We start from the raw sequence: 25,801 nt of genomic DNA on the forward strand, positions 1-25,801 counted from the left end.
TTTCCCCAGCCTCAAAATTGCCACCACAGACGGATCCTGTCGATCAAATCATGCAGCCAGACGTAACCTAAAGGTGCTCTGCCACAGTGAATTCGGGGCACTGCTGTCGCTCCCGGGCGAAGACCTGCAACATTCTGCCGGTCAAAACCCAAAACCAGTCGCAGGTAGAGCTGGCCCATTTCGTCACGCTCCACACTTTCACTGATCGACTCCACATGGGCAGTGTGAGTCTCTTCAGGCCGGGTTGTCAGGACAAACTCGGCAGGGAGTTTTTCCTGTGGTCGATTTCCTTGTCCCGGAGTCTGCACATACGCACTCAGAATGTGGCCCATTGATTGATCTGTCACACGGACATCGACCACCCACTCACCCTGCGTATCTCCCAGATCCAGTAAGATCTGGCCGCGTTCCACCGGTCGCCCAGCCAGTGTCTGCTGAGGATCCCAGGTCATGATTTCGCCATCCATTGGCGATCGAATCTGCAGTTCACTCATGGCCTGTCTAACGAGTGACAACTCCTCTCTGCGGGAGAGCAGTTGCTGCTCAAACCCCAATTCCTGGGCAGAAAGTTCTGCAGCTTTCGCCGCCTGATCGCTATTCCCGGAAGAGAGTTGCACCCGGGCAGATCGTGTCGCCTCGATCTGTTTCTCCAGTGTTAAAATCTCACCCTGTAATCGTGTCGATTCCAACTCCATTTCAGGGTTATGCAAGGTCACGAGGAGATCGCCTGTTTTGACAATGCTCCCCTGATTCACGTGAATCTGTTCCACACGTCCTGCGTGGGGTGCAAAAACATGCTTGCGTTCGCGCGGCCAGACAGCGCCCTGTCCGGTCATCTGCAGTTCGCCAGGTATCAGAAACAGGCTCGCCACCATTCCACCCAGCAGAACAAACAACAGGACACGCCGAGCCTGCCGACGGAGCGACAGCGTCTTGAACTCTCGACTCGCTCTCAACCAGAACGACGCGAGGGGAATCGTCTCCACCAGTAATTGCTGCCTCAGGATGGACGAAACGACCGCTTCGAGACCTTGCCAGTTCCTGAGAATCTCAGTCAGCTCATTGGCCTCCCGCGTCGTGAGTAACTTGGAATTGATACCTGCGGGCTTCGTACTCGACATGGAAACCGGCTGCAGTGATGCTTCTTTGCGCCGTTCGAGTTCAGCCCCAAACTTCTCCAGGACGATAGCCGCAATGGGCACTCCGGTTGCTAAGTCTGTGATCAACTGAATGCCGGGATCGCGCTCTTCCTCACGGACTTGACTCTCCGCTTGAACCATCGCTTCCAGTTGGCGGACTTCTGGCGATCTCCGATCAAAATCAGCAACTCCCGAGACCGCCAGCAAACGTGCCTGCTTCCCTGCAAACTGCAAAACTGCTACGCGGTCGCAGCCCACCAGCCCGCGAACCTCCTGAGCAATCAACTGAGCGGCGACTTGCCATCCAGAGGTCGTTGCCAGGCGTGCAAAAAATGCCTGCTCTTTCTGGCGGCGTTCGACAGTCAATCGCAACTGGCGGACTTCCTGATCCAGCAGCAGATCGGCCAGTAATTCTGCCACCACACTGGCCAGTGGCAAGGGATCAACGGCTTTCCCGGGCTGCAAAAACTCGAGCACTGCCAGCGTACGACTCGACTTTCGCACGGGGATCATCCAGCGAAGGACACTCTCGGCAGCAACTGTCTCACTGCGATCTCCTTGAGGCAAAGGCTCCAGAGGTTGAGGCTTCACTGAATTGGCCAGATTGGCGACCTCACGCAACTCATGCGCATCAGGATCGGCATAACGGGCGAGGATCGCACCCGCATGAATGGCGACCGCCATGGCACTGCCCCTGACTGTCGGTCGCTGCGATGAAGCCGTGGTATTCTCAGGAGCCCCATCGTGACTGACAGTGGGAATACCTCCGACCCAGATCCATAGGCGCGATGCCACGGCTCCGGTGAGCGGCGAAAGACTGGCCAGCAACTCCTGTGTGATCTGGCCCGGCTGGTCAGCCTCATGCACCGCTTGAGCCAGTCGATCCACCAAATCTTCGATCTGTGATCGATCGGTTATTCTCAACGTCATAGGAACCCGCCATTCGCGAGCAATCACGACAGGAGATGCAACACTCTCTCCTGATAAGATCTGGCAACAACTCACAACTCACAGTTCTATCAACTGCTATCTGCCAGCAACAGTCACCCCCTGCAATACAGAATTGAAAAACACTTCCTCACTTGGCCAGTGGCATTAAACGAACCCGATAACTGTTAAGCAGGCAAGACTGGCTTGACCTTGACGCCTTGAGGATTGCCAACTCCATGATGTTAACTTGCCGGTGCACGCCCTCGGGAACCCTCGCCCGCGTCTGCGTGGGAGAGGGTGGCACGGAGTGCCGGGTGAGGGTCTTTCCAATCGTTCTGTATCGGTCAGCGAGGCATTCGCAGGAGCGCCGATTGACTGTGAAGGAGTGGAGGTAACAGGCATCACGCGGTGGGGTTACTCGTTGATTATACGCCCCATACGAGCGAACTCACCCTCATCCCGACCTTCTCCCGTCGGAACGGGAGAAGGAGTAAAACCCTTGCCAGCTTTTCCAGGGCCAGCCCAGCATGCTGTGATCACGATTGCCGGGCGATATCGGCCAGGACATCATCGGCTGCACTGAGAGTCAGCTTCAAATGTTCTTCCGTTAAAGCCGCAGACACAAAGTGGGCCTCGAACTGGCTGCAGGCGAGATAGATTCCCCGCTCGAGCATCCCATGAAAGAACCGGGCAAAGCGTTTTGTATCGCTCCGTTTCGCCACCTCATAACCTGTCACAACATCGGGATTAAAGAACAGCGTGATCATACTTCCCACATGAGGGCACGTATGGGGCAGCCCATACTTTGTCGCGAGTTCACTCAGCCCTTGAGCCAGCCTCGCTGTGTAGCTTTCCAGAGCTGCATAAGGTTGTGTATCACGCAGCACACTGAGAGTGGCAATTCCGCTGGCCATCGCCACGGGGTTGCCGGACAGCGTCCCTGCCTGATAGACCGGCCCGATGGGCGAAACCTTCCTCATGATATCGGTTCGCCCACCGTAGGCCCCAACAGGCATTCCGCCGCCAATGATTTTTCCCAGAGTCGTCATATCGGGCATGATTCCGAACAACCCCTGGGCACCACCATACGCCAGACGAAAACCGGTCATGACTTCATCGAAAATCAGCACTGTTCCCTGTTGAGAACAGAGCTCACGCAACAGCTTCAGAAACTCGGGCGAAGGGACGACCAGGCCCATATTCCCGACCACGGGTTCGAGAATCACCGCGGCGAACTGATCCGGCTGCTGACGAAACGCATGGGCCAGGCCCTCGCAGTCGTTGTATTCGAGAACTGTCGTGTGCTCTGTCACACTAGCAGGAATTCCCGGGCTCGAAGGGACACCATGGGTCAAAGCTCCACTTCCAGCAGAAACCAGCAAGCTGTCGACATGCCCGTGATAACAACCTGCAAACTTGATCAATCGATCTCGACCGGTGAATCCCCGTGCGACACGAATGGCCGACATCGTGGCTTCAGTCCCCGAGTTCGTCATCCGCACCATCTCGATCGACGGGACGGCCTCAATGACCATTTGTGCCAGTTCATTTTCGGCTTCGCAGGGGGCACCAAAGCTCGTGCCGCGATCAACAGCCGCATGAATGGCAGCCGTCACCAGAGGATGGCGATGTCCTAGAATGTGCGGGCCCCACGAACCGATGTAATCGAGGTATCGATTCCCATCAATGTCATACAGGTAAGGCCCTTCCCCACGATCCATGACGACGGGTGTGCCACCCACACCACCAAAAGCACGAGCAGGGCTGTTCACACCACCGGGAATCAGCTGTTGAGCTGCGGCAAAAACATTCTCACTGCGGGAGTGAACCAAACGAACTTCATTCTCAATCGATCGACGTGAATCAGCGACAGACATGCAGCATCCCAGCAGAAAATCAGCCATCAACAAATGCCTGCAACCGCAAAGTGGCTGCCATCAGCATGAGAAGTTTAGGCAACAACGTGTACTTCGCAAATGAGACCGACCGATCCGCTGGCTTACTTCGATTCAGCCTCTGCATCTTCATCGAGTTCCGCCGTGAGCAGTCCTTTCTCGATCCCGATGGCCATGAGCCGGATCCATGCCTGCTCGGCCTGATAACTTAAGACCAGACCATTTTCGAGTGGCCTCAGCGATGCTTTGAGTGCCCCAACGGATGGATCAACCGGGGGCAGATCCGCAGGCAAAACCGGCTTAAGCATCGTCTCGGCCAGATCCTTCAAGTTCGTACTGGTGATATAGAAAGGGATCTTCCGTCGGCTGGCCAATGGGTCGGCAGGGGCTTGTATTTTCTCGACAATTTCGGCCAGACGCGACTTTGTGGTTTCGAGTGATAACGTGGAATAGCAGATCAAATCATCGCTGATCCACAAATACACTTTCTGCTGAATGAGAGTGGCTGCTGGAGTTTTGGCCCCATCGCCGGCAGGTTTTTCTTCCAGTTCCACTTTGGGAAAACCAGGGATTTCTTCAAGGGCCTTGGCAGGATCCTGATAGGGCATCAGGTAGTCCAACTGATGGATCGGCAGTCCCTGAAAGCTGCCCACTCCTAACGAAACTTTCTGCACGAGCTGGGAGTCATTGACCCGGATCTCTTCCAGTTTCGGCAAGAGGACCGTCAGATCGGCACTGAGATTTTTTCTTGGAGCAAAGGCAGTGACGGCCAACCCGTTGAAAACAGTTTTCTCCGGGGCTGCTTGACCATCCGAGGCGGTGGCTGCTGTGGGTTGTGTCTCTGAAAAATTCTCGAGGGACTTTCCACTGAATATTGTTCGTGTCAGATCCTGCAGTGGCTTCAACGCCTTGACGAGTTCTCTTTGCGCTTCCACGTCTTTCACCTGAGCCCGCACTGCCTCTTCCATCATCTTGGCGAAAATCCCTCCCAGTGGAGAGAGTGTCTTCCCTGCTCGAAAGCCTGTGTAGGCAAATGAATTCAGTTCGGCGGGCTTGTTCGTTTCCAGCAGTTTGATCAGTCGGCCATCCTGCACCCGCCAGCTATCAATCATGCGGGAAGCACCACTTTCAGCAGTCACATGCCACGGAATCGAAACTTCCATCAGTTCAAGCTCAGGATCGATCTTCATCCCCAGGGTGATATCCGTCCCGTCCGCGCACAGCTTTTCAAAAGCACCGGCATAGCTGTTCAAAAATGTTCTCAAGGCCGACTTGAATAGTTTTTCAGCCTCTGGTGATGGCCAGTTACTGGATTCGGCAGACTGCTTTGCCAACTCTTCAGCAGCCTGGGCCATCCCTGCTCGAATCCCGACTCCAATCAGATTGCGAATTCCGGGAGGAACTTCAGAGAGCCGCACCGATGCCGAGAAATCAAATTGTTTGGCGTCTTCCTTAGCCGAGTCGTCGAAGCGCGCAAAAGTTCGAAACGGTTTTTCGAGGACTTTGGCATTACAAAGGAGCAACGAATCGCCCACTTCAATGGCATGTGTGATTTCGGGAATCACTTCGGGGATTTCCCACACGCCCGCCTGACCGGGAACTTTGACAGGGGGAGTGGCCTCGGGATTATCCTTGCCGAGTCCCTGCAGAAAAACCACAGGATCGGTGACGGGAAACGACAAGACAAACCACGGCTCTTCCTGAATGGTCTCTCCCAGGAAAACCATCAGACCCAGGGGCCGGTTACGATCCGCACCATCGGGTTCATTCCATTCATCCAGCCATTTACGATACTTCTTTTCCAGAGCGGCACGATCCTGGAAGAAGCTCGCGATGTATTGGGAGGCCTTTTCCACTCGATCGATACTTGCCACCTGCACCACGCAGAATGGTTTTTTGATCGGTGCTGCCGCACCTTCCGCAGGTCGGCCATCAGCCTGGGCGAACACACTTGTCGTCAGGCCAACGAGCAGGCAGGCCACTGCAAACCATGGCAGTACGCGGGGCTTAAAGCATGTCATCGGCAATTCCTCTTTCTGCTGATCGTCTCACAGCCCCGTAACTTTTATCAACTTCCTGAACTCTTCATTCAGAATTCAGGGACAACTTTCATCCTTCAATCGCAACCTGCCGGGCCAACAAGCCACAATGACTTTATCTGCCCGATTGTCATCGTCGATTGGTTACAGCAGATTTGTTACAGGAGTATCCTTCAATGGCCGTCGCGGTTCAATCCGAAACTCGTTCCAGGTTCAATACAAAACCGAAGTGAATCGCTTCTCGCCTCTGGCATTTTGACCGATTCGTTTCCGTCACAACCAAAGTTCTTTCACCTGTTGGAGCGAGAGAGGATCTCCCTGAAATCGACTGGCATCATCCTCCCCACCTATGCGATGATCTCAACACAAGAATTTGAAAGCACCAGGCAACCACAAAAACACCTGCCAGCAACCCTTGAAATCCAATAGCTTCCCGGTGGATGACTCGCCTCCCGGCATCACTCATCCCGCAAGCAGAAGAAATCCTGACATAATGAGCGACACGGCCGATCTTCCCACCTTCGATCTCTCCAATCGCAAGCTCGGCGATTTTCAGCTCATTCGCAGGCTGGGTCGTGGTGGGATGGCTGAGGTTTATCTGGCGGAACAACTTTCGCTCAAGCGATCGGTCGCAGTCAAAGTCTTGCGTCCCGAGTTCATTCAGGATCAGACTTACCTCAAACGGTTTCAACAGGAAGCCAAGGCTGCCGCAGGACTGAACCACGCCAATATTGTTCAGGTGTATACAATCGGCGAAGCGGATGGCGTACAGTTTATTGCCCAGGAGTATGTTCAGGGCCGCAACCTCAAAGAATATCTGGTGCGTAAGGGGGCGCTCGATGTGAATGCCGCCATGCAGATCATGCGGCAAGTTGCTTCAGCGCTTCAAGTAGCCGGTGCTGCGGGCATTATTCATCGCGATATCAAGCCCGAGAACATTCTGCTCACACGTAAGGGCGAAGCCAAAGTCGCCGACTTTGGCCTGGCTCAACTCACTCGCCCAGGCGAAAAGGTCGAACTCACGCAAGTGGGAGTGACCATGGGCACTCCGCTTTATATGAGCCCCGAGCAGGTCAATGGCAAGCCGCTCGACGTTCGCAGCGACATCTATTCGTTTGGTGTCCTGTGTTTCCACATGCTCTGTGGTCGCCCGCCTTTTCAAGGCGAAACGGCTCTGTCGATTGCGGTGCAGCATTTGAATGTGGCCCCACCACCGATCAGCGATTTAAGGCCCGATCTTCCCAAACCACTCGTGCAACTCATCGAACGGATGATGGCCAAAAAGCGGGAAGACCGTCCAGCGGATGCCGGCGTTATTCTTGCCGATCTCAAACAGATCAGCCGCTTCGTCAATCAGCGCGACGAGACGCCGGAAGTTCGCCCGCTCAGACAGCCCACCAAAACACCTTCCATGCATCGCACCCAGCGGCAAAAGCTCATCAGACATGCTCTTTTCACGCTGCTGGCAATGCTGCTGGTCGGTTCGGCTTCAGCAGGGGTTGGCTGGCTATTGCGCACTCCCGACCCATTCCTCGAACCGGTCCAAAACACTGATCAAGTTCCCCAGCAGGAAACAGCACAGGCCCAGTACTACTACGCTCTGACTCGAGGTTACGACGAGGCGGCCTGGAAAAGTGTGATCACTTACTTCCCTGATGCCGAGCTGGAGAATCGCCGGGCCAAAGAGCAACTGGCGATCATCTATCTGAAATCAGATCGACTTTCCCAGGCTGAAGAAATCTGCCAGCAGTTCTTGCGCGATGGGGAACAAGACCCGACTTTGAGGGCACATGGTCTGGCGGGTCTGGCGGTGATCGAAAGTTTGCGGGGCAATGCCGCTGCCTCACAAAATTACATCCAGCAGTATCAGGCCTTGCGTAAGGAAATCTCTCCTGAACTGGGCCGGTTGCTGCAGGAGACGATCAATCGGCAAGGCCGTGCCAATCGCAGTTCAACCACCATGAATTTCGACATCTGGTATTTTTCTCCTGGCTTGAGTGAGCCCCAGGAACGCGCCTCTGGGCGAGATTTTCGCAGGCAAACATAATCCATGCCCAGGCTCTTTTTTGGCAACTTCAGCTTCGAGCACGAACTGGCTGATCCTCATTTCCAGCCCTCGAAAACTCTGATTGAGCAATCGGCTCAATGGGGCACAATCTGGATGAAGCAGGCCTCAGCCGACGATCTCTTCTGGCTCCCTTCCACAACGCCGATTTCCCCCGCCGGGCCGACCAAAGTAAAATTCATTGCGACGATCGATGAGTTGATCACTTTCCTGCATAAAGCCAACACTCACTACCAGTTTGTTCCATGGGGTTGGTCTCCTCGTGCCCTCGCACACTACAGGATGCTCCCCACTTGCTACGTCGATGCCGCACCACCGCCGCTCGATGTCGTCCGATACGGCAACTCGCGACGCTTTGCCTTCGAGATGGAGCAGCAACTGGGAAGTGTATGCATCGATGGCCAGATGCAATTTCATACGCTCACCACCTGCATCTCAACGGCAGCAGAACTCGAAGACTGGAACAGCCGTGTGAGTGCGTCAACCCACTCCTGGGTGATCAAAGCCGAGTTTGGCATGTCGGGTCGCGAACGGATACTCGGGCAGCAGGATTTGCAACGTGAGCAGACCGCCTGGTGCTTGAAGCGGCTCGCCATGGGCCAGTACCTCTTTGCAGAACCCTGGCTCAAACGCAGGGACGAAGTTGGCATCCAATGGCACATTGAAGGTAAGGATCAGATCAGGCTGGTTGGAATCACACGGCTCGAATGCTCACCCACTGGCCAGTATCAATCCAGCAGCCCGCTCGTTGATCCCGATTCCATCGCCCAGTGGCAGCCAGCCATCGATCATCAGTTTACCGTCGTTAAGAAGCTGACGAACCTGGGCTACACAGGCCCTCTGGGAATCGATGCCATGCGGTATCTTCCGCTCGACTTTCAAAACGCCGACACCGCACTCCGCCCATTTCAGGACATCAACGCCCGCTGGACGATGGGCCGCCTGGCTTTAGGTTGAGAACCGGGGTGCATCGATGATCAAGTTTCTCGATGGTTCGGATCTCTTCGATCGATTGAGAGAATAAGCCGCTCTGGACAGATTTTTGTAGAAAAATTAGAACCCACCCGCCTGATCAGTGGAGGGTTTTTGCCGATCATTGGGTCGCAGTGAAAATCCACCGTTGGTCAATAGCGTTTCATTTTCCTGGTTCGCTCTGGAAGGGAGTCCACCGTGCGAACACTGCTGAACTCGGTGTTGCTGTTGTCTGTGATTGCGTCCATGGCTCTGGAAACATGGGCAATTGATGCTGTGCGGGGGAAATCGTACCCGCTGGGTAAGGAACATGGCCCCTGGATGATTATGGTGGCCAGTTTCAAGAAACCGCCGGAAGATCGTCGGACGGATGAAGGATTGACAGCCCGTCAGGCGGCTGACGAACTGGTTTATGAACTGCGAAAGGTGGGAATTCCTGCATATATCCATCTGCAGGAAGGTCGTGTTGAAAAATTACAGACAGTGGATCGACTGGGGCGTGAAGATGGCCGGGTCTATGCCGCTCAGCGGGGAATGATTTCGGTTTTGGCAGGCAACTACGAATCGATCGAGTCTCCCGTGGCTCAAAAGACATTGTTGTATGTCAAAAAGTTTCGTCCCAAGTTTCTGGATGATCCCAAGAGTGGTGCAATTTACCGTGAAACTCCGGGGCAAAAGGGTCCATTGGCAGGGGCATTTCTCACGATCAATCCTTTGATTGATCCTGCGAGCATTCAGCAGAAGCGCGATATGCTGCTGACTCGCCTGAACACCGGTTTGCAGTATGGTCTGGTCGATGCCAAAGGAAAGTATTCTCTCAAGATCGCCAGTTTTGGCGGTCGGCAGATGAGTGCGATTGGTGATGAAGCTCTCGCCAAGGGTGCCAGCAAATTTGATCGCAGCCTCGCTGGTAATGACGGGATGAATCTGAATCTGGCTGGTGAAGATGCCGAACAATTGACGCGGGCTTTGCGACAGAAAGGGATTGATGCCTATTGCTACCATGGTCGATTTGAATCGATTGTGACTGTGGGGGCTTTCCAATCCAAAGAGGATCCGCGCATCCAGGAGTTTGCCAAAGTCTTTGGAGCCCGCATGAAGCTCAATCCCGCGACCGGGATCGAAAACTACACCTCGGAAACGTTGATTCTGCCGGGCCCCAAGCCGACGGATCCTCCTGTCAAGGTTTTCATTTTTGAAGCCAATCCGACAGTTATGGAAATTCCACAAGTCTGAGATCGTTGTCAGACAGATCCTGGCTGACAGGCATCATGTCGAGTTGGCACGGTCACAAAAAACAAGATCCTCCACTCAGATTGAGTTGGAGGATCTTTCATTTTTGAACACGTTGGAATGGCCGGAAACACCTGATGTTCATTGGGAAAACGTCGCGAGCAGATTGGCATCAGGCGGCTAAAGGCAGTCTGACTTCGACACTTGTTCCGACGCCCAGATCGCTCTTGATGGCGATTTCACCCCGGTGCTGTTTGACAATCGAATCGCAGATACTCAGGCCCAGACCCATACCTCGGGATTCGAGCCTCTGGCGCGATCTGTCGACCTGAAAGAATCGATCAAACACATTTCCGAGATCCTCTGATGAGATCCCGACACCTTGATCCTTGACTTCGAGTTGCAGCATGTGCTTTTCGGGGATCGTCGTGATGATGAGTTGGATTTCACTTTCGGGCCGGGAGAACTTGATTGCGTTATCGAGCAGGTTGGTCACGACCTGACGCAATTCACTTTCCACACCAATCACTCGGCAGGAGTTGGGATCAGGGGACTGAACCTGCTCGCTGCCAAGAATCAATGACAGCCTGATCTGACGTTCTTCAGCGACGGCTGTGAACATCTCGATGGCCCTGGAAACGATGAGTTTCAAATCCACGGGCTGGCGTTCGATATCTGTGCCGCGAACATCGGACTCGGCGAGTTGCATCAACTGACGCACGAGCGTCGCCAGGTGCTGACATTCTTCGAGCAAAGTTTCGAGAGTTTCCTGATACTCGGCCGAATCGCGGGGTTTGGACAGTGCGACATCGATCTGGCTGATCATGGCCGTTAACGGAGAACGCAGTTCATGAGCGGCATTTGCGAGGAACGAATTGTTGCGATTGATCTGCGAAGCGATTTCATCGAGGAAGGCATTAATTTTTGTGGCCAGAATGTCGAGTTCGTCCCCTGTTCCTTTGATTTTGAGTCGATCCTGCAACTGACGTGGTCTCAGGATATCGGCTGAAGCCAGAATGCGCTGAAAGGGTGTGACAGCGCGAGTGGCCAGAATAAACCCGCCCAGTGGAGCGAGAATACATAGGGAAAAAGCAATCGGCAGGAGGACTCGAGTCATACGGGCGACATCTGTGGTAATGAACCCTGTATTGAGCCCGACACGGACAAACGTCACCACCTCGGTGTTGACCTGCTTCTCCACAGCGCGAATATCACCACTGGCCCAGATGGTCGCGTCTCCCATTTTGCCAACCATGCTGTCAATGGGTGCTGATGGTGCATTGGCACTGGCAAAGATGGTTTGTCGATTGGCATCAAGCCAGCGGATGTGCCAGCCCACCTCTTTACTACTCTCAGCTTTACGTTCCATTTCGCCACGGATGGCGTCCTGATCGGGCCAGTATTCACGTACAGCCAGCTCGAGTGCGCTCGCCTCGTCGAGAAGAATACGGTTGGTTTCGTCCACCAGTGAGAATCGAAGTCCTTCACGGACACTGATCAATGCCGCCAGGACAGCGAGAATCACGACGAGGGTATTCCAGATCGTGAGTCGGAAGCGGAGCGAAGCCAGTCGGCGGCTAAGATGCTGGAAGGGCATAACCTCGTCCCCGCACGGTTTTGATGATTGATTGATCGCGGTCTTTATCGAGTTTGCCGCGAAGCCGGTTGACATGCACTTCAATGACGTTGGTGGTGCCGTCCCAGTTGAAGCCCCAGACGTGTTCGCACAGCATTTTTCTGGTCACAACCTGGCCGGCATAGCGCATGAGAAGTTCAAGCAGGCTGAATTCGATGGGAGTGAGATCGATTTCTTTCTCCGTATCATTCGAGGTGACCCGACGAGTGGTGAGATCCAGAGTCAGCCCAGCCGCTTGGAGAATCATGGAGGGCTTGTTTCCAGTCCGTCTCTGGACAGCTTCGAGGCGAGCCATGAGCTCAGCAAAGTCGAACGGTTTGACGAGATAGTCATCGGCCCCAAGTTTGAGGCCTTTGACGCGGTCATCGACCGAACCGAGCGCTGTCAACAGGATGATCGGGGCCTGAACTCCAGCCGCTCGGAGTTTTTGCAGGACATCCCAACCACTCTCTCCGGGAAGCAGCAGGTCGAGAACAATCGCATCGGCCTGGCGGGAGAGTGCTGTTTCGTAACCGGAGGTCCCGTTCTGCTGCCAGACGCAATGATGCCCGGCTTCGGAGAATCCTTGCTGAAGTGAGCGGCCGATCGCGGGGTCGTCTTCAATCACGAGAACATTCATTGCGGATTCTCCTGGAGGTCAACGACGGCAAAGTGATTCGCAAATTGACAATTGGTTCGAGCAGTGAGAATTTTCAGAGTGCGAGCAGCGATTCAGGGGGATCGGATTACCATTTGTTGGAAATCAGGGGTTCAAAAAGCTGATCGGGAAATGTTTGTCATTGGTAACTGTTTGAAGTTTACAGCATGAGGGGGCTTGTGGTCGTTCGTGAACTGCTGAAAATCCCGCAAGCTGAGGGGTTTGCCACTTGGTTCGTGGTGAGGATGTTCTTCGGGCACTCCCTTGCCGATGACGCGTCGTGGGGGAGTCGCAACAGAAAGGTCAGCCTACTCAGACAGGTCGGATTGAGGTACAATTCCATGATGATCCGCATGAGAATTCAGCAGGTATTCCCTGAGTGTAGTGCCTGACTGGCAGGTGTTGCCTGCAGGTTTGAACGCGGGGCGTGTTCGCCAGGTGTCAAACTGCGTGGACAGGCCCACCCCACCGAAAGAGTCCATTCCGAGTTTGTGAGTCAGCAGGAAACCCGTGATGTCTGAGCAGGTTGAACGCAGTAAAAATGAGATCATCAAGGAAAATAGCCGGCAATTGCGTGGTTCCATCCTGACAGATCTGCAGAGTGAATCACCGGAATTCAGCGAAGACAGCCAGCAACTGCTGAAGTTTCATGGCATGTATCAGCAGGATGACCGCGATGTGAGGAAGGCCAAGAATCCGGATGGAACGCCTAAAGGCAAGACGCATATCGTCATGATTCGCGCTCGGATTCCGGGCGGAAATATGACAGCCGAGCAGTTTCTGGGCATTCTCGACTTGAGCGAGAAGTATGGCAACGGTGCCATGCGTTTGACGACCCGGCAAGGGATCCAGCTTCATTACATCCCCAAGGGAAACACGAAAGAAGTCGTTAAAGGGATTAACGACACGATGCTCACTACGCTCGCCGCGTGCGGCGACGTCAATCGCAACGTGATGGCCTGCCCGGCTCCATTTAAAGATCAGCCGCATGCAGCCATTCAGAAACTGGCCTATGAGATGGCCGAGCATTTTCGTCCGAAGACCACAGCCTACCATGAACTGTGGCTGACTGATGGCGAGGGGAACAACCACAACGCGACCGAGGCGTTTGTGCCTGTCGAAGAACCGATCTACGGTACGCACTATCTGCCGCGCAAATTCAAGATGGCTATCGCTTTGCCCGACGATAACTGCATTGATGTTTATGCCAACGATCTGGGCTTGATTGCCGATGTGCAAGAGGGCCGGATTGTGGGTTACAACATGCTCGTCGGTGGGGGCATGGGGCGGACTCCTTCTGCCGAAAAGACCTTCCCTGCAGTCGGCAAGAAGCTCTGCTACGTGACTCCCGAACAGGTCATTCCTGTGGCGGAAGCCGTTGTGAAAGTTCAGCGTGATTTTGGAAATCGATCTGATCGAAAAGTGGCCCGCCTCAAATACCTCATTCATAACTGGGGCCTGGATGCCTTCCGGGCCAAAGTGGAAGAGTACTATGGTCAGGCATTGACTCCGCCAAATTCTGTGGATGTCAAAGGTGTCGAAGACCATGTGGGCTGGTTCGAACAGGGCGATGGCAAGCTCTTTGTAGGTATCAACATTGAATGCGGGCGCGTGCGGGATACCAGTGAAGTTCAGGTCAAGACCGGCCTGCGGGCCATTATTGAGAAGTACCGCATGCCAGTGCGGGCGACGGCTCTTCAAGGGTTAATCCTGTGTGATATTGATCCTGCCGATCGTGCCGACATCACGGCGATGCTCAAGCAGTATGGCCTGAAGTCTGCCGAAGAATTGACCATTCTGCGTCGCTTCGCAATTGCCTGCCCGGCACTGCCGACTTGTGGATTATCGCTGACGGAATCAGAACGAGTCCTCCCGAGTGTGATTGATCAACTCGATGTCGAAATGGCCAGGCTGGGGCTGCAATCGGAAAAGATCTCGGTCCATATGACGGGTTGCAACAATGGTTGTGCCCGGCCCTATACGCCCGATATTGGTTTTGTCGGTCGATCGCTGGGTAAGTACACCGTGTTTGTCGGCGGAAATCCCGAAGGATCGCGACTGGCCTTTATGTACGAAGATTATGTCCCACTGGAAAAACTGGTGCCGACACTCGTACCACTGCTGACAGGTTACAAGGCCGATCGCTTGCCTGGAGAAGGTTTTGGCGATTACTGCGTGCGTCTCGGGATTGAAGGCTTGAAGGAGTTGGCCACTCAAGTGGCTGTCTAGGTCCGCCAGAAACATCGACAGGTCAGGCTCATATTCTTCACGATATGGGTCTGAGCTTGTTTATATGGACTGGATCAGCATTGTCGCAAAACCAATCCCTAGGGTCGCAGCCGTCAACGGCGTGTTCAGCGTCTCTAAAGCATGCATGCTCAGAGTCGTAGTCACTTACACACAACTTTGCCGACGTGCTGATTCGATGTGAAACTGAGGACTGGGTCGCCTGAGACTGTGTGGCTGGGGGTCAAACGTCTTCGTTTGCCCCCAGGTTTTTTGGTACATTGTTCGAAGCCGTTTTGATGGGGTTTGTGAGGAAGTTTACAAGTGCATCTGAACTGGTGACCTCGATTGACCGCGAGGCGGTGGCAGACGTACGACGCCTGCAACCCGGTCTCTCACTTTCTCCCTTGAGGACATGGGCGAGGGGTTCCCATCAGGCTTCACGGTCAACGAAACAAAGGCGATCACCCTTTCAGAGCCGCTTGCTGGAGTTCCATGAGCTGGCGAATCCCTTTCTCGGCCAGTGAAAGCTGTTGATCCAGTTGCGCGCGGGTAAACGAGCGGCCTTCGGCTGTCCCTTGAATCTCAATGAACTCGCCCGAACCCGTCATGACGACATTCAGATCAACTTCTGCCTGGCTGTCTTCGATGTAATCGAGATCTAGGATCGGAGTACCGTGTGAAATCCCGACACTGATGGCAGCAATTGACGTGGTCAATACCGGGCGGTCTTTCGAAACCTTATCACCTAAAGTTGCAATGGCATCGCACAGGGCAATATAGCCGCCAGTAATGCCCAGTGTGCGGGTGCCGCCATCGGCCTGCAGTACATCCACGTCGATCATGATCGTGCGCGGCCCCAATGCTTCAAAATCGACGCAGGCCCGCAAACTGCGGCCAATGAGCCGTTGAATTTCTGTCGAGCGACCATCGACTTTTTCCCGTTCGCGGCGCTTGCGGGGAGAGGTACTGCCAGGGAGCATGCAATACTCGGCGGTAAGCCAGCCTTTTTGAGCGGCAGGATCTGCGGCCTTCCAAGGAGGCAAGGTTTCATCGATGCTGGCGGTCACGAGCAAAGTTGTGTCACCAGCCGAGATCAGCACACTGCCAGGGGCAACTTTGGTGAACTGACGCTGAATTCGTATCGGACGCAGTTCATCTGGCTGGCGACCATCGTGTCTCATCTTGCCTGTGCTCCAAAGCTGTTGTTCAATGTCGAAAAGAAATCGAAGTACTGCCGATAAAGGTTTTAACTCAGAACGATTAGCTGGCCGATGGCTGGGGGCATTGGGCAGCCACAGCCGCAGCATAGAGAACAGGTTCATTCTCTTCAGCGGCAACCTCGGCCAGCACGCCCCACTCGCCGGCATCCCGGCACAACTCAGAAAAAGCTGCCAGAAACTGAGGGTCGGCACCAATCAAGTGCGCTCTCGCAAGGGGGATCGCTTCTTTGAGAAGTTTCCGCCGAGCCAGAAGATCGACCATCACGTAGGCAATCAAAGCGCGATCAGGGGCATCAGGTTCGGCATCAAGTTTTTTCTGAAACCACGCCAGATGTTCGTCCGGTGTTGATTCGAGCAGCACAGAAAAGAATTGCTGATGGGCTGCGTAGTAGTCGTCAAAAGGAGGTTCAGCCGAGTATTGCAACTGAGGGTCGAGCATCGAGCCATATTCGGCAAGATCGCGTGCCAATGCGAGATCGCCGGGGCTGTTCATGATCGAACGGGCAAAGCGTACCACACTGTGCAGGTGGGAAACGTCGATATGGTAGTTTGACTCTGCAAAGAGCCAGTCCCGGCCAGTAATCGCTTCTCGAATGGTTTTGGGAGGCATGGCGAGCGGAGACTTCTGCAGGACTTCGCGTGAAAGGTTTGATAGCAGGTCCTGGTGCAGATTGCGGACCATGAGAATAGCGCAGCGAGAGCGGGCTTCGGCTGGAAGTTCAGCAAAGATCTGATCGAGTGCCGTGATTGTGCTGCAGGTTCCCTGCAGTTTGAGCATCATTTCGACACCGCGTTCGGGGGCCACTTTTTGATAAAGCGCTAATTGAATGAGTGACTGGGCCTCTTCTGACCAGGTAACGGGTAAGGGGATCGCCTTTAAAGCGGCCGCCAACGGTTCGAGATCGCGAATCGCCTGAAAATACGGGAACGCTCCCGTGATATCTTTCTGGCCGAGGAGTGCTGTACCGACCACGCGGGCGGCTGTCGCATAGTCTTTCTCGAATTGCGGCCTGAGAGCAGCGGGAACATCTTCAAACGATGTCGGTTTGAGCGTGGGAAGACCCAGTTTGAGCTTCGATTGGGCGAGCAGGGCATCGAAAAGAAGATGCCAGGATTTCTGAGCCTCCAGTTCATGGATAAGCCGCTCGAAGACATCGCCGGGTGTGGGGGCTTTGGCAAGTTGAGTGGTGAGTTCCTGCGAGATCATGAGGCGTCTTCTTGAATCGCAAAGTGGCTATGGCAAAGGGAGATTGATCAGGCCTCATACTAGCCCGCAGAACATCGATTCGTAACTGATATCCGTTAGTGGGCTGCAGAAAGAATGGGAAAAGGGGATATTCACCCGGCTGCACCAACTGGTGGAAGTAGAGGTTGAGGAGTGATCCGTGGGAGGCTGGTCGAGGGAGGCTTGGAAATGTTGGAAGGCTCAGAATTGGCTGGCCACCAGGTCAGGTAAATGCCATAGGAAATGATTGAGAGATGTCCCATCACAATCAGCCAGAACATCGCCTGATAGGAGGTCTTTTGTGTCTTGTGGCGAAAAAGCCAGTTGCCGATACAAGTCCCCGGCCAGCCCCCGGCGAGAGAAAAGGCATGGAGTGTTTGTTCCGAAATATGCGGCCGATCTCGAACTGCCAGCCGCTTATCAATGAACGCCAGAACGAAACCCACCACACTGCAGAGGATGGTTAGAAAGAGATAGATCGCGACAAAAAAGTCAATTTTCTGTCCTGCATGAGTCACTGCCCGGTAAAGCCAGAAGAACGCAACGCTGAGCCAGAGCAAGGAGAAGATCACCAGGCTGAATTGCAGACGCGAGGTGAAATTCTGGACAAAAGTACGTTGCGTCATGGGAGGATCTTCAAAGAAGTTGACTTCGGTGGCCATTCAGGAGGGTGTTTATTTCGACTCAGAGAAGTATGCTAATCGTACTCAGAATGCTCAATTCGGAGGTTTTGCTCGAACGGTCTGCCATGATCGGTGATTAGTGTCGTGAGAATTTCTACTGGGCGAATCCTGCCAGATGTGAATAATTCTCGCTAAGAGGCGGTGGATCGAGAGATTCTTCGTGTATGGCGGCGTTGCTCAGCAGAAATCCGAGAAAAGATTCAAAAATCTTGACATCACCCGGGAAGTCTTTCTGAACTTTCTTCCCCCAAGAAGAGTTCTTTGAGAGGAGTTTGTGAGTGGAGAGTGATGTCATCATCGTGGGTGGAGGTCCCGGCGGTCTGGCGGCAGCCATGCTGCTGGCGAGTCGGGGAAAAAAGGTATGCGTCCTCGAACGTCGCGAGGTTGCTGGCGGTCGCACATCAGCCCTGAATGCTGATGGCTATCGCTTCGACTACGGGCCGACATTCTTTCTCTACCCGCGAGTTCTCCAAGAGATCTTTGCCGCTGTGGGTCGGGATTTGATGACCGATGTTCCCATGAAGCGGCTCGATCCCCAGTATCGACTCCTCTTCGGGAATGGTGGCCAGCTCGATGCGACACCAGACGTCACTCGGATGGAGCAGGCACTGGCTGAATTCAATCCGCAGGACGCGCGGAACTTCCGACGATTTCTCGATGAGAATCGACACAAGCTGGAAATGTTCCGTCCGATTCTCGAATCCCCTTTTCACTCGCTCAAAGATGTTCTCGCTCTTCCACTTCTCAAGTTACTGCCCATTGTCAGGCCTTGGGCATCAGTGGATGGCGATCTTAAGCGATATTTCTCAGATCCCAGGCTTCGGCTGGCGTTTTCTTTTCAGAGCAAATATCTCGGGATGTCGCCGTTCCGCTGCCCAAGCCTGTTCACAATTCTCTCATTTTTAGAGTATGAGTACGGCGTATTTCATCCCTATGGAGGATGCAGTGCTGTCTCGGAAAAAATGGCAGAAATTGCCCAGTCGATGGGAGTGCAGTTTCATTACGGAGAGCCAGTTCAGCAACTCATATTCGAGGGTTCACGGGCTGTCGGTGCCAGGACAACCAGGGGCGAGTATCGGGCGAAAGCCATTGTGGTCAATGGCGATTTTGCCCGCAGCATGGAACGGCTGGTTCCAGAGAAACATCGCCCGAAATGGTCGAACCGAATTCTGGCACGCAAGCAATACAGTTGCTCGACATTCATGATGTATCTGGGGATCGAGGGGCGCTACGATCATCTGTCACATCATAATATTTTGATCTCAGGAGATTATGAGGGGAATCTCAAAGATATCGAACAGCGGCATATCCTCTCCAAAGACCCTTCAATTTATGTGCAGAATGCCAGCGTGACAGACGATTCACTGGCTCCCGCGGGACACAGCACCCTTTACGTGCTGGCACCCGTTTCGCACCAGCACCCAAACATTCAGTGGCCCGAGCAGCAGGCAAAGTTTCGAGCAGTCGTTATTGAGCAGCTCAAATCCAAATTTGGCCTGAAAGATATCGAATCAAGAATTCGCTACGAGAAAATCGTCACACCCCGAAACTGGGATGAAGACTTCGAAATTTATCGCGGTGCCACCTTCAACCTGGCTCATAACCTCCAGCAGATGCTACATCTGAGGCCCCGAAATCGATTTGCTGATATTCCCGGAGTCTATCTGGTGGGTGGAGGAACTCACCCTGGCAGCGGATTGCCCGTCATCTACGAATCAGCGAGAATCACTTCAAAGCTTCTGTTGGAAGATCTTGGCGAACAAAATGTTTCGTTCCCGGCGATCGATTCGCCAGCTCACCAGGCTGCCCAACCGATACTCGCCGATCACACGCTTCCCGTTGAGCAGATCCAAATGGCTGATAGTCTGGCAGCATGTCGCAGCCATCACGAAATTCATCAACTGGCCTCTGCCCCCGACAGCAAGACTTCGATAGGTTAAAGGCTGGATATCAAGTCGAATGACGAGGTTGATGGGTTTTTCGGGGTTGATCTGTGGCTCTATCTGATGCGATGCCTCAACTACGACATGCACAGCAGGAGTGGAATCGTCGCTCAATTGCCGAAAAAGCCCGTATTTTCCAGCGATTTCGCCATCTTCTGGTGAGTTCGCAGCAGGAAATCATTGATACGATCACGATTCCTCAAAGGCAATCTCTTGAGACGCTGACTGCAGAAATACTTCCATTAGCCGAAGCGTGCCAGTTTCTGGAACGGATGGCGGGGCGGGTACTCTCGCCCAAAAAACTCTCAGGACGCGGTCAACCGCTCTGGATGCCAGGTGCGAAAGTTTGGGAACTTCGCCAGCCTCACGGCATTGTTCTGATCGTGGGGCCATCCAACTATCCGCTCTTTCTGCCCGGAGTACAGGTTCTTCAAGGGCTTATGGCGGGTAACGGGATCATCTTAAAACCCGGACGACTGGCTCAGCCGGTTTCTGATCTGTTGAAACGATTGCTGGTGGAAGCAGGTCTGCCGAAAGACCTGATGCATGTGACAGGTGAGAGCCATGCCGAGGTGGCCGAGGTTCTTGCACAACGACCAGATTTTGTCGTCATGACAGGTTCCGTAGCCGGTGGCCAGGCCGTTCTGAAGTTGGCCAGTGAGCAGCTTATTCCCGGCACATTCGAGCTCTCCGGTCGTGACGCAATGTACTTGCTCCCGGATGCCAGTTTTCAACTGGCAGCTCAATGTCTCGCGTTTGGTCTGATGATCAATGGCGGAGCGACATGCATGGCTCCGCGCAAAGTCTTTTGTCCCCACGGACGGCTCAACGAACTGGTGAATCTGTTCCAGCAGGAAGTCAACCTGCGAGGTGGTTCGTGCGCAGTGGATCGTGTTCATGCAGAACCAGCGATTCAGATCCTCGAACAAACTGTGGCCGGGGGTGGGCAGGTTCTGACAGGTTCGTGGAGTCTGGAGAAAAACTGGCAACCTGTTCTTCTGGGGAATCTTGCTGCTGATGCCGCTGTATTGCACAGTGATTTGTTCGTCCCGGTGGCGACTGTGTTCGAGTATCAGTCGATCGAGGAACTGCTTGCAGAGGATCGGAAATCAGACCATGCCTTGTCAGCTTCGATCTTTGGTGGAGCGGAAAAAGCCATGCATCTGGCTCGACAACTCTCGACGGGTTGTGTGGTCATCAATGATCTCATTGCACCGACAGCAGATCCTCGAGTGGCCTTTGGTGGAAATCGATGGAGTGGCTATGGTCGAACGCGGGGAATTGCCGGTCTCATGGAGATGACGACCTTACAGGTGATTGTGTCCCCCCAGGGACGATGGAAGCCGCATCTGGGTGTTAAGGTTTCTGAAAATCTGCTTTCAGGATTGGCCAGGTGGTGTCACGGTGCAGGAGCGACAGCGCGAGAGGGTTTGTGGCAATTGCTCAAAAATTTATGGAGCTGATAAATTCTGCAATTCATGGGAAATTGCGTGGTTTGTCTCCGTTGGATATTTGGGAAGAAGCTGTGGTTTTGTCAGATTCTTTCGCAGAGTTGTTCATAACATCACAGTTCTAAAGTGTTGATGCTGGCTATAATCGGGCAAACGAAAAAAACTCTTCAAAAGTTGAGCCATAGATGATTAATCAAACAACGCAGCAGGTCGCAGTCGTCGGGGCTGGTCTGGGTGGATTGGCAGCAGCCTGTACATTGGCTGCGCGAGGTTACCAGGTGGCGGTCTTCGAACAGAATGAGTGGTCTGGTGGTAAGGCCGCTGTGCTGAACGAAGCGGGCTTCCGGTTTGACATGGGCCCGACAATTTTAACGCTTCCTTCTGTCCTCAAGAGAATTTTCGCTGAGGCCGGGCGACCACTCGAAGACTATCTCGAAATGGTGCCGCTTGATCCCCAATGGCGCTGCATTTTTGATGATGGCGATATTCTCGATCTGGTGGCCAACGTGGATGAGATGTACCGCCGGATCAACGACTTTTCTGAGAATCCAGCCGCAGGACATGGCTATCGCAAGTTTCTGCAATACTCGGCTCAACTGCACGATCTCAGCAATCGCGTCTTTTTCTGGCGGTCGGTGGGCTCGATCAAAGATATGTTCCGTGCTGGCGAGTTGATGGACTTCCAGGGACTGAAGGACATGCTCACACTCCGCATGGGGAGTTCGGTCGCTGGAACCGTGAGATCGTTCATTCCTGATGCCCGCGTTTCGCAACTGGTCGATCATTTCACACAGTATGTCGGTTCATCGCCAGATGCTTCTCCAGCAGTATTGTGCGGCATAGCCCACATGCAGACGCAGGAAGGGATCTGGTATCCGATGGGTGGAACGCGGGCTGTCCCGGTCGCTCTCAGGAAGCTGGCCACCGATCTGGGAGTGGTGTTCTACGAAGGGGAACCGATTGAGAAAATCCAGAAATCAGCAGGCAAAGTCACGGGGGTTACAACTCGCACTGGTCGTACATTTGCCTGTGACGCGGTGGTTTCGAATGCCGATTGCGTGCGCATGCATGAGGAACTGCTTGAGCCCAATGATCGCACACGATTCTTAAGCGAGCGTCAGTACGAACCGGCCTGCTCTGGTGTGGTGCTCTATCTGGGTTTGAAGGAACGATATCCTCAACTATTGCATCACAACTTTGTCTTTTCGCGAGATCCTCACGAAGAGTTCGATGCCATCTACAAGCAGGGCGTTCCTGCCCCCGATCCAACATGTTACATCTGTGCACCTGCCGTCACGGAACCGGCTGTTGCACCGGCTGGTGGCGAGGCTCTTTACATTCTGGTTCACACTCCTTACCTGAGATCCGGGCAAGATTGGAACAAAATGCTCCCCGAGTATCGGCAGGTGATACTCGACAAGCTCAAACGCTCAGCCGGACTTACTGATATTGAAGACCGCATTGTCTATGAATCCGCCCTGACTCCCCAGGGCATTCAAGACCGGTATCGTGTGTTGAAAGGGGCGATCTACGGACTGGCCAGTCATGGGAAATACATGGGGGCCTTCAAGCCGGCCAATCGATACGCTGCCGTCAAAGGCCTGTACATGGCAGGTGGCAGTGTCCATCCCGGCCCTGGCATGCCCATGGTCATGATGTCGGGTTGGATTGCGGCTGATTCGCTCGATCAGGATCATGTCGTGGAACCTGTCCGCAGAGACCTGGTTTCGGCAGGGCGATAGTCGACTTCGCGATCAGAGAGACAAGTTCGCTTCACTTCCAGTGGATGTGCATCCTCGGCCTTAACGTGAGAACTGACAGTTGACGGGCCCGAATCAGACATCCCCCGAACAACTTCCTCGAATCAACAGGCAGTGGTTCGACTGGTTTGCCTGGTATTCGCGAAAATACCTCGCCCGGCACTTTCGCGCGATGCGGCTGTTGAAATCTGATGCAGAGCGGGCAGGGCCGGATGTTCCCCTGGTGGCCTACATGAACCATGCCTCCTGGTGGGATCCTCTGGTGGGGCTGTTGATTGCCAAAGAGTTCTGGCCGGGGCGAAATCATTACGGAGCCATGGATCGGGAAGCGCTCGAAAGCTACAAGTTCTTCGAAAAGATCGGTTTTTTTGGCGTGGATCGTGGTACGCCGCGGGGAGCGGTTCAGTTCCTGAAAATGGCACAGGCGATCACCAGCAGCCCGGCCAACGCCTTATGGATGACTCCGCAAGGCCGCTTTGCCGATGCCCGCGAACGGCCTGCCGAGCTGATGGCGGGTTTGCCACAGGTCCTCTCGCGTTTGACCAGCGGAGTCGTGCAGCCGATCGCGATTGAGTACGTCTTCTGGAATGAGCGACTTCCAGAAGTCCTCGTGCATCTGGGAACGACTCGCGAGATTGCCAGCCTTTCGCGAGACCGTCATACCTGCCAGCAGGAACTGTCGCAATTGTTGACGACCGCCCAGGATGAACTCCAGATGGCTGCCATGCAAAGAAATCCTGATCTCTTCGAGACACTCATTGATGGCGGCGAGGGGATGTCGAGCATTTACGGCTGGTGGCGATCACTCAGGCTCCGCTGGATTCGCAAAGCCCCAGTCAGCAATTAGACCCTCGCCCACCTGTGCGTTGGAGAGGGCAGGCCGAGGGTCTTCTGCCTAATCTTAGGTAGGGTGCATGCAGTTCTTACGGAATGCACCAACTCTTCGCCCCCTGCTTTGAGTTGTCTTCAAAATACAACTCTCGATCATCACCTGCCACAGCGGCCCGGCCAACTTGTGCCCAACAAGTGTCTGCCGTTCATATTCTTTCCCGTACTATGGCTGGGTATAAATGTCTTCGCACTGCTCGGTTAAAACACCTTATCGATCCAGACACCACATTTTGAATGCCAATTTGGAATCGTCGAGATGTTTTGTATTGTCCGTAAGCCAAAAAATGCACTTTCTGTTCTGGAGATAAGTCGCAATAGATCCTGATGACCTCATTGAGATTGACATACGATAACCATTTGGCACACTTAGCGCAATTCGTACAAAGAATGACAAGTTAGGCGGCGGAGGGCGCAGCTGATGGAGTTAACCAAAAAATGGCATGGCTATTCCTGCGACGACTACGTTTCCTCGCCACTTGCCAAGGCCGGCTATTGGGATGAGCCTAGCCAACTCTGGCTGATCGAGCCGTGCGATCGGATTGAAGAGGAGGCTAAGGTGGAGTTCCTGCAAGTCGGCCGTCCGGGTGTAGACGATATCGGGTTCGGCTACCGTAAGGGACAAGAGGGCTTTTGGGCGATACACCGGATGGAAGGCGGGAGATTTCAGTATCTCGCGCCCTCCATACAGACATTCCTTGACGAATGGTTTGCAGGCCAGATCACTGTGTAGCTAGCTGTAGACGACGGTTTAGCAGATCCCTTCTAATTGCTTGTTTCGCATAAATAATTCGCTCCAACCAAACATGGTCTCAGATTTCTTGGGATGTATTCAGATACCAACCCACCACGCCCAATGTATTGCACGAAATACCCATGTCCTTTCCTGCTCCCCCAGAAAAATTTACTTGGCCCAAACCATGGCGATTAATTAACTCGTCGGAATCTTCTCAAGAGGTTCTTGGTTCGCAACCCTACGAGCCAGATCCCAAGAAGTTCACTTTCGAAGCTGAGTTACAGCATGAGGTTTGTCCATCACACCCGCTCTATCGAGTCAATTGCCGGGCTGTGGCGCGGAGTTGTGAGCATCCCGAGAATTCATTTTTCTTACGGATCGTCACGATATGCCTCTGGCTTTTGTGCATCTAACCTGGAGGGTTGAGGAGGATCCAGAGTTTCCGTATACGATTGGATATCCATCGTGGGAGGCCTTTAACGTCGCATGGACCGCTGGGTGTCTTGATCATGCCCCTTAATCATGGACTGCATTTGTCCGGCGTAAGATTTTGCATTTTTAAAGCTCGTAGTTCTTTGGCTCATCGACTGCCAATCTCGGTCATTCAACAGGAAACAAATCCTTATGGCACATGATGACTCTTTTGTGATCATTACCCGAGAGGTGTTCGCAGACTTTCTTGATCGATACGCCGAGAGAAAAACTGATGCAATTGAATGGGAACACTTCGTCGTTCGGCATTACGGGGATTGTTTCTTAGAAGAGATACGGCGATGTGTTGTTCGCTTGGCAACGAAAATGCTTTCAATACACGGTGACACTGAAGCCGCATGTGAAATGATTCGAGGTTGGGCATTCCTCTTGCGATCATCCACGAACCCATCGATTGAGCGAAAACCTGATGTCGTGACCTTTGACATGACACCGGCAGAGGCAGTCTTGCTTGAGGCAATTTTGCGTCGATACTCAGAGACGAATGCATTGACGATACAGAACTCGGCAGAACAACAATCCTTATGGAACATTCAATGTTTATTGGAAAAACATGGAGATCACCCGGATTGGCCAAGTCTTAAAGATGCGACAGCGGAACTGACTCCTGAAAAACCCTGAATAACTA

General features: G+C 53.6%; 18 protein-coding genes. 10 read left to right on the top strand and 8 right to left on the bottom strand.

Annotated features, from left to right (window positions below):
- Positions 1–11: 11 nt before the first annotated feature.
- From A6X21_RS05880 to A6X21_RS05890, 3 genes are all read right to left on the bottom strand, one after another.
- Positions 12–2,069 carry an HlyD family secretion protein gene (locus A6X21_RS05880; protein ID WP_068846685.1) on the bottom strand — a complete coding sequence of 686 codons (2,058 nt, stop codon included), beginning with the start codon at positions 2,067–2,069 and terminating at the stop codon, positions 12–14.
- A gap of 536 nt (positions 2,070–2,605) precedes the next feature.
- Positions 2,606–3,946, bottom strand: coding sequence for a glutamate-1-semialdehyde 2,1-aminomutase (gene hemL, locus A6X21_RS05885; RefSeq protein WP_068846726.1), 1,341 nt, complete (start codon positions 3,944–3,946; stop codon positions 2,606–2,608).
- A gap of 122 nt (positions 3,947–4,068) precedes the next feature.
- Positions 4,069–5,985, bottom strand: a complete 1,917-nt coding sequence (locus A6X21_RS05890) for a hypothetical protein (RefSeq protein ID WP_068846686.1) — start codon at positions 5,983–5,985, stop codon at positions 4,069–4,071.
- A gap of 511 nt (positions 5,986–6,496) precedes the next feature.
- Between A6X21_RS05890 and A6X21_RS05895 the strand changes: the two genes are divergently transcribed.
- From A6X21_RS05895 to A6X21_RS05905, 3 genes are all read left to right on the top strand, one after another.
- Positions 6,497–8,050: a serine/threonine-protein kinase gene (locus A6X21_RS05895; protein ID WP_068846687.1), complete on the top strand. Its 1,554-nt coding sequence runs from the start codon at positions 6,497–6,499 to the stop codon at positions 8,048–8,050.
- A 3-nt stretch (positions 8,051–8,053) separates the two neighbouring features.
- Positions 8,054–9,025 carry a hypothetical protein gene (locus A6X21_RS05900; RefSeq protein WP_068846688.1) on the top strand — a complete coding sequence of 324 codons (972 nt, stop codon included), beginning with the start codon at positions 8,054–8,056 and terminating at the stop codon, positions 9,023–9,025.
- Between the two features lie 213 nt (positions 9,026–9,238).
- A complete protein-coding gene (locus A6X21_RS05905) occupies positions 9,239–10,276 on the top strand; it encodes a hypothetical protein (protein ID WP_068846689.1) in 1,038 nt (345 codons plus the stop codon).
- Between the two features lie 169 nt (positions 10,277–10,445).
- On the opposite strand, the gene A6X21_RS05910 is transcribed toward A6X21_RS05905, so the two are convergent.
- Both A6X21_RS05910 and A6X21_RS05915 read right to left on the bottom strand, forming a co-directional pair.
- Positions 10,446–11,870 (bottom strand): sensor histidine kinase, encoded by a 1,425-nt coding sequence (locus tag A6X21_RS05910; protein ID WP_068846690.1) that lies wholly within the window; start codon positions 11,868–11,870, stop codon positions 10,446–10,448.
- Positions 11,851–12,528: a response regulator transcription factor gene (locus A6X21_RS05915; protein ID WP_068846691.1), complete on the bottom strand. Its 678-nt coding sequence runs from the start codon at positions 12,526–12,528 to the stop codon at positions 11,851–11,853. The genes A6X21_RS05910 and A6X21_RS05915 overlap by 20 nt, the downstream gene beginning before the upstream one ends.
- Before the next feature lie 531 nt (positions 12,529–13,059).
- Here A6X21_RS05915 and A6X21_RS05925 point away from each other — a divergent pair.
- Entirely contained in the window at positions 13,060–14,775 is a 1,716-nt protein-coding gene (locus tag A6X21_RS05925; RefSeq protein WP_068846693.1) for an NADPH-dependent assimilatory sulfite reductase hemoprotein subunit, read from the top strand.
- A 461-nt stretch (positions 14,776–15,236) separates the two neighbouring features.
- Here A6X21_RS05925 and rph read toward each other — a convergent pair whose 3' ends face one another.
- The 3 genes from rph to A6X21_RS05940 all read right to left on the bottom strand — a co-directional run bounded on the left by rph (position 15,237) and on the right by A6X21_RS05940 (position 17,846).
- Positions 15,237–15,956, bottom strand: a complete 720-nt coding sequence (rph, locus tag A6X21_RS05930) for a ribonuclease PH (protein WP_068846727.1) — start codon at positions 15,954–15,956, stop codon at positions 15,237–15,239.
- 79 nt (positions 15,957–16,035) lie between these two features.
- On the bottom strand, positions 16,036–17,202 hold the full coding sequence (locus A6X21_RS05935; RefSeq protein ID WP_068846694.1) for a hypothetical protein: 1,167 nt from the start codon (positions 17,200–17,202) through the stop codon (positions 16,036–16,038).
- A 131-nt stretch (positions 17,203–17,333) separates the two neighbouring features.
- Positions 17,334–17,846 carry a DUF1294 domain-containing protein gene (locus A6X21_RS05940; protein WP_165603693.1) on the bottom strand — a complete coding sequence of 171 codons (513 nt, stop codon included), beginning with the start codon at positions 17,844–17,846 and terminating at the stop codon, positions 17,334–17,336.
- 335 nt (positions 17,847–18,181) lie between these two features.
- Between A6X21_RS05940 and crtI the strand changes: the two genes are divergently transcribed.
- The 6 genes from crtI to A6X21_RS05975 all read left to right on the top strand — a co-directional run bounded on the left by crtI (position 18,182) and on the right by A6X21_RS05975 (position 25,794).
- A complete protein-coding gene (crtI, locus tag A6X21_RS05950) occupies positions 18,182–19,843 on the top strand; it encodes a phytoene desaturase family protein (protein ID WP_068846697.1) in 1,662 nt (553 codons plus the stop codon).
- A 53-nt stretch (positions 19,844–19,896) separates the two neighbouring features.
- Entirely contained in the window at positions 19,897–21,309 is a 1,413-nt protein-coding gene (locus A6X21_RS05955) for an aldehyde dehydrogenase family protein (protein ID WP_068846698.1), read from the top strand.
- Between the two features lie 173 nt (positions 21,310–21,482).
- Positions 21,483–23,039 (top strand): phytoene desaturase family protein, encoded by a 1,557-nt coding sequence (locus A6X21_RS05960; RefSeq protein ID WP_068846699.1) that lies wholly within the window; start codon positions 21,483–21,485, stop codon positions 23,037–23,039.
- A gap of 79 nt (positions 23,040–23,118) precedes the next feature.
- A complete protein-coding gene (locus tag A6X21_RS05965) occupies positions 23,119–23,904 on the top strand; it encodes a lysophospholipid acyltransferase family protein (protein ID WP_083233432.1) in 786 nt (261 codons plus the stop codon).
- Positions 23,905–24,366: 462 nt separating this feature from the next.
- Positions 24,367–24,678 carry a hypothetical protein gene (locus A6X21_RS05970; RefSeq protein ID WP_068846700.1) on the top strand — a complete coding sequence of 104 codons (312 nt, stop codon included), beginning with the start codon at positions 24,367–24,369 and terminating at the stop codon, positions 24,676–24,678.
- Positions 24,679–25,305: 627 nt separating this feature from the next.
- The gene (locus tag A6X21_RS05975; protein WP_068846701.1) at positions 25,306–25,794 is read left to right on the top strand and encodes a hypothetical protein; all 489 of its coding nucleotides are present in this window, start codon (positions 25,306–25,308) and stop codon (positions 25,792–25,794) included.
- The last annotated feature ends 7 nt before the right edge of the window (positions 25,795–25,801 follow it).

Origin of the sequence: Planctopirus hydrillae, from assembly GCF_001707835.1 — a bacterium.
Classification (GTDB): domain Bacteria; phylum Planctomycetota; class Planctomycetia; order Planctomycetales; family Planctomycetaceae; genus Planctopirus; species Planctopirus hydrillae.

Bases quoted from the DNA above. Each gene is read 5' to 3' on its own strand.
- A6X21_RS05925 (WP_068846693.1), top strand. From the start codon at position 13,060: ATGTCTGAGCAGGTTGAACGCAGTAAAAATGAGATCATCAAGGAAAAT.
- A6X21_RS05935 (WP_068846694.1), bottom strand. From the start codon at position 17,202: ATGATCTCGCAGGAACTCACCACTCAACTTGCCAAAGCCCCCACACCC.
- A6X21_RS05960 (WP_068846699.1), top strand. From the start codon at position 21,483: ATGATTAATCAAACAACGCAGCAGGTCGCAGTCGTCGGGGCTGGTCTG.
- A6X21_RS05890 (WP_068846686.1), bottom strand. From the start codon at position 5,985: ATGACATGCTTTAAGCCCCGCGTACTGCCATGGTTTGCAGTGGCCTGC.
- A6X21_RS05975 (WP_068846701.1), top strand. From the start codon at position 25,306: ATGGCACATGATGACTCTTTTGTGATCATTACCCGAGAGGTGTTCGCA.
- A6X21_RS05910 (WP_068846690.1), bottom strand. From the start codon at position 11,870: ATGCCCTTCCAGCATCTTAGCCGCCGACTGGCTTCGCTCCGCTTCCGA.
- A6X21_RS05915 (WP_068846691.1), bottom strand. From the start codon at position 12,528: ATGAATGTTCTCGTGATTGAAGACGACCCCGCGATCGGCCGCTCACTT.
- A6X21_RS05970 (WP_068846700.1), top strand. From the start codon at position 24,367: ATGGAGTTAACCAAAAAATGGCATGGCTATTCCTGCGACGACTACGTT.
- hemL (WP_068846726.1), bottom strand. From the start codon at position 3,946: ATGTCTGTCGCTGATTCACGTCGATCGATTGAGAATGAAGTTCGTTTG.
- A6X21_RS05900 (WP_068846688.1), top strand. From the start codon at position 8,054: ATGCCCAGGCTCTTTTTTGGCAACTTCAGCTTCGAGCACGAACTGGCT.
- rph (WP_068846727.1), bottom strand. From the start codon at position 15,956: ATGAGACACGATGGTCGCCAGCCAGATGAACTGCGTCCGATACGAATT.
- A6X21_RS05895 (WP_068846687.1), top strand. From the start codon at position 6,497: ATGAGCGACACGGCCGATCTTCCCACCTTCGATCTCTCCAATCGCAAG.
- A6X21_RS05940 (WP_165603693.1), bottom strand. From the start codon at position 17,846: ATGACGCAACGTACTTTTGTCCAGAATTTCACCTCGCGTCTGCAATTC.
- A6X21_RS05880 (WP_068846685.1), bottom strand. From the start codon at position 2,069: ATGACGTTGAGAATAACCGATCGATCACAGATCGAAGATTTGGTGGAT.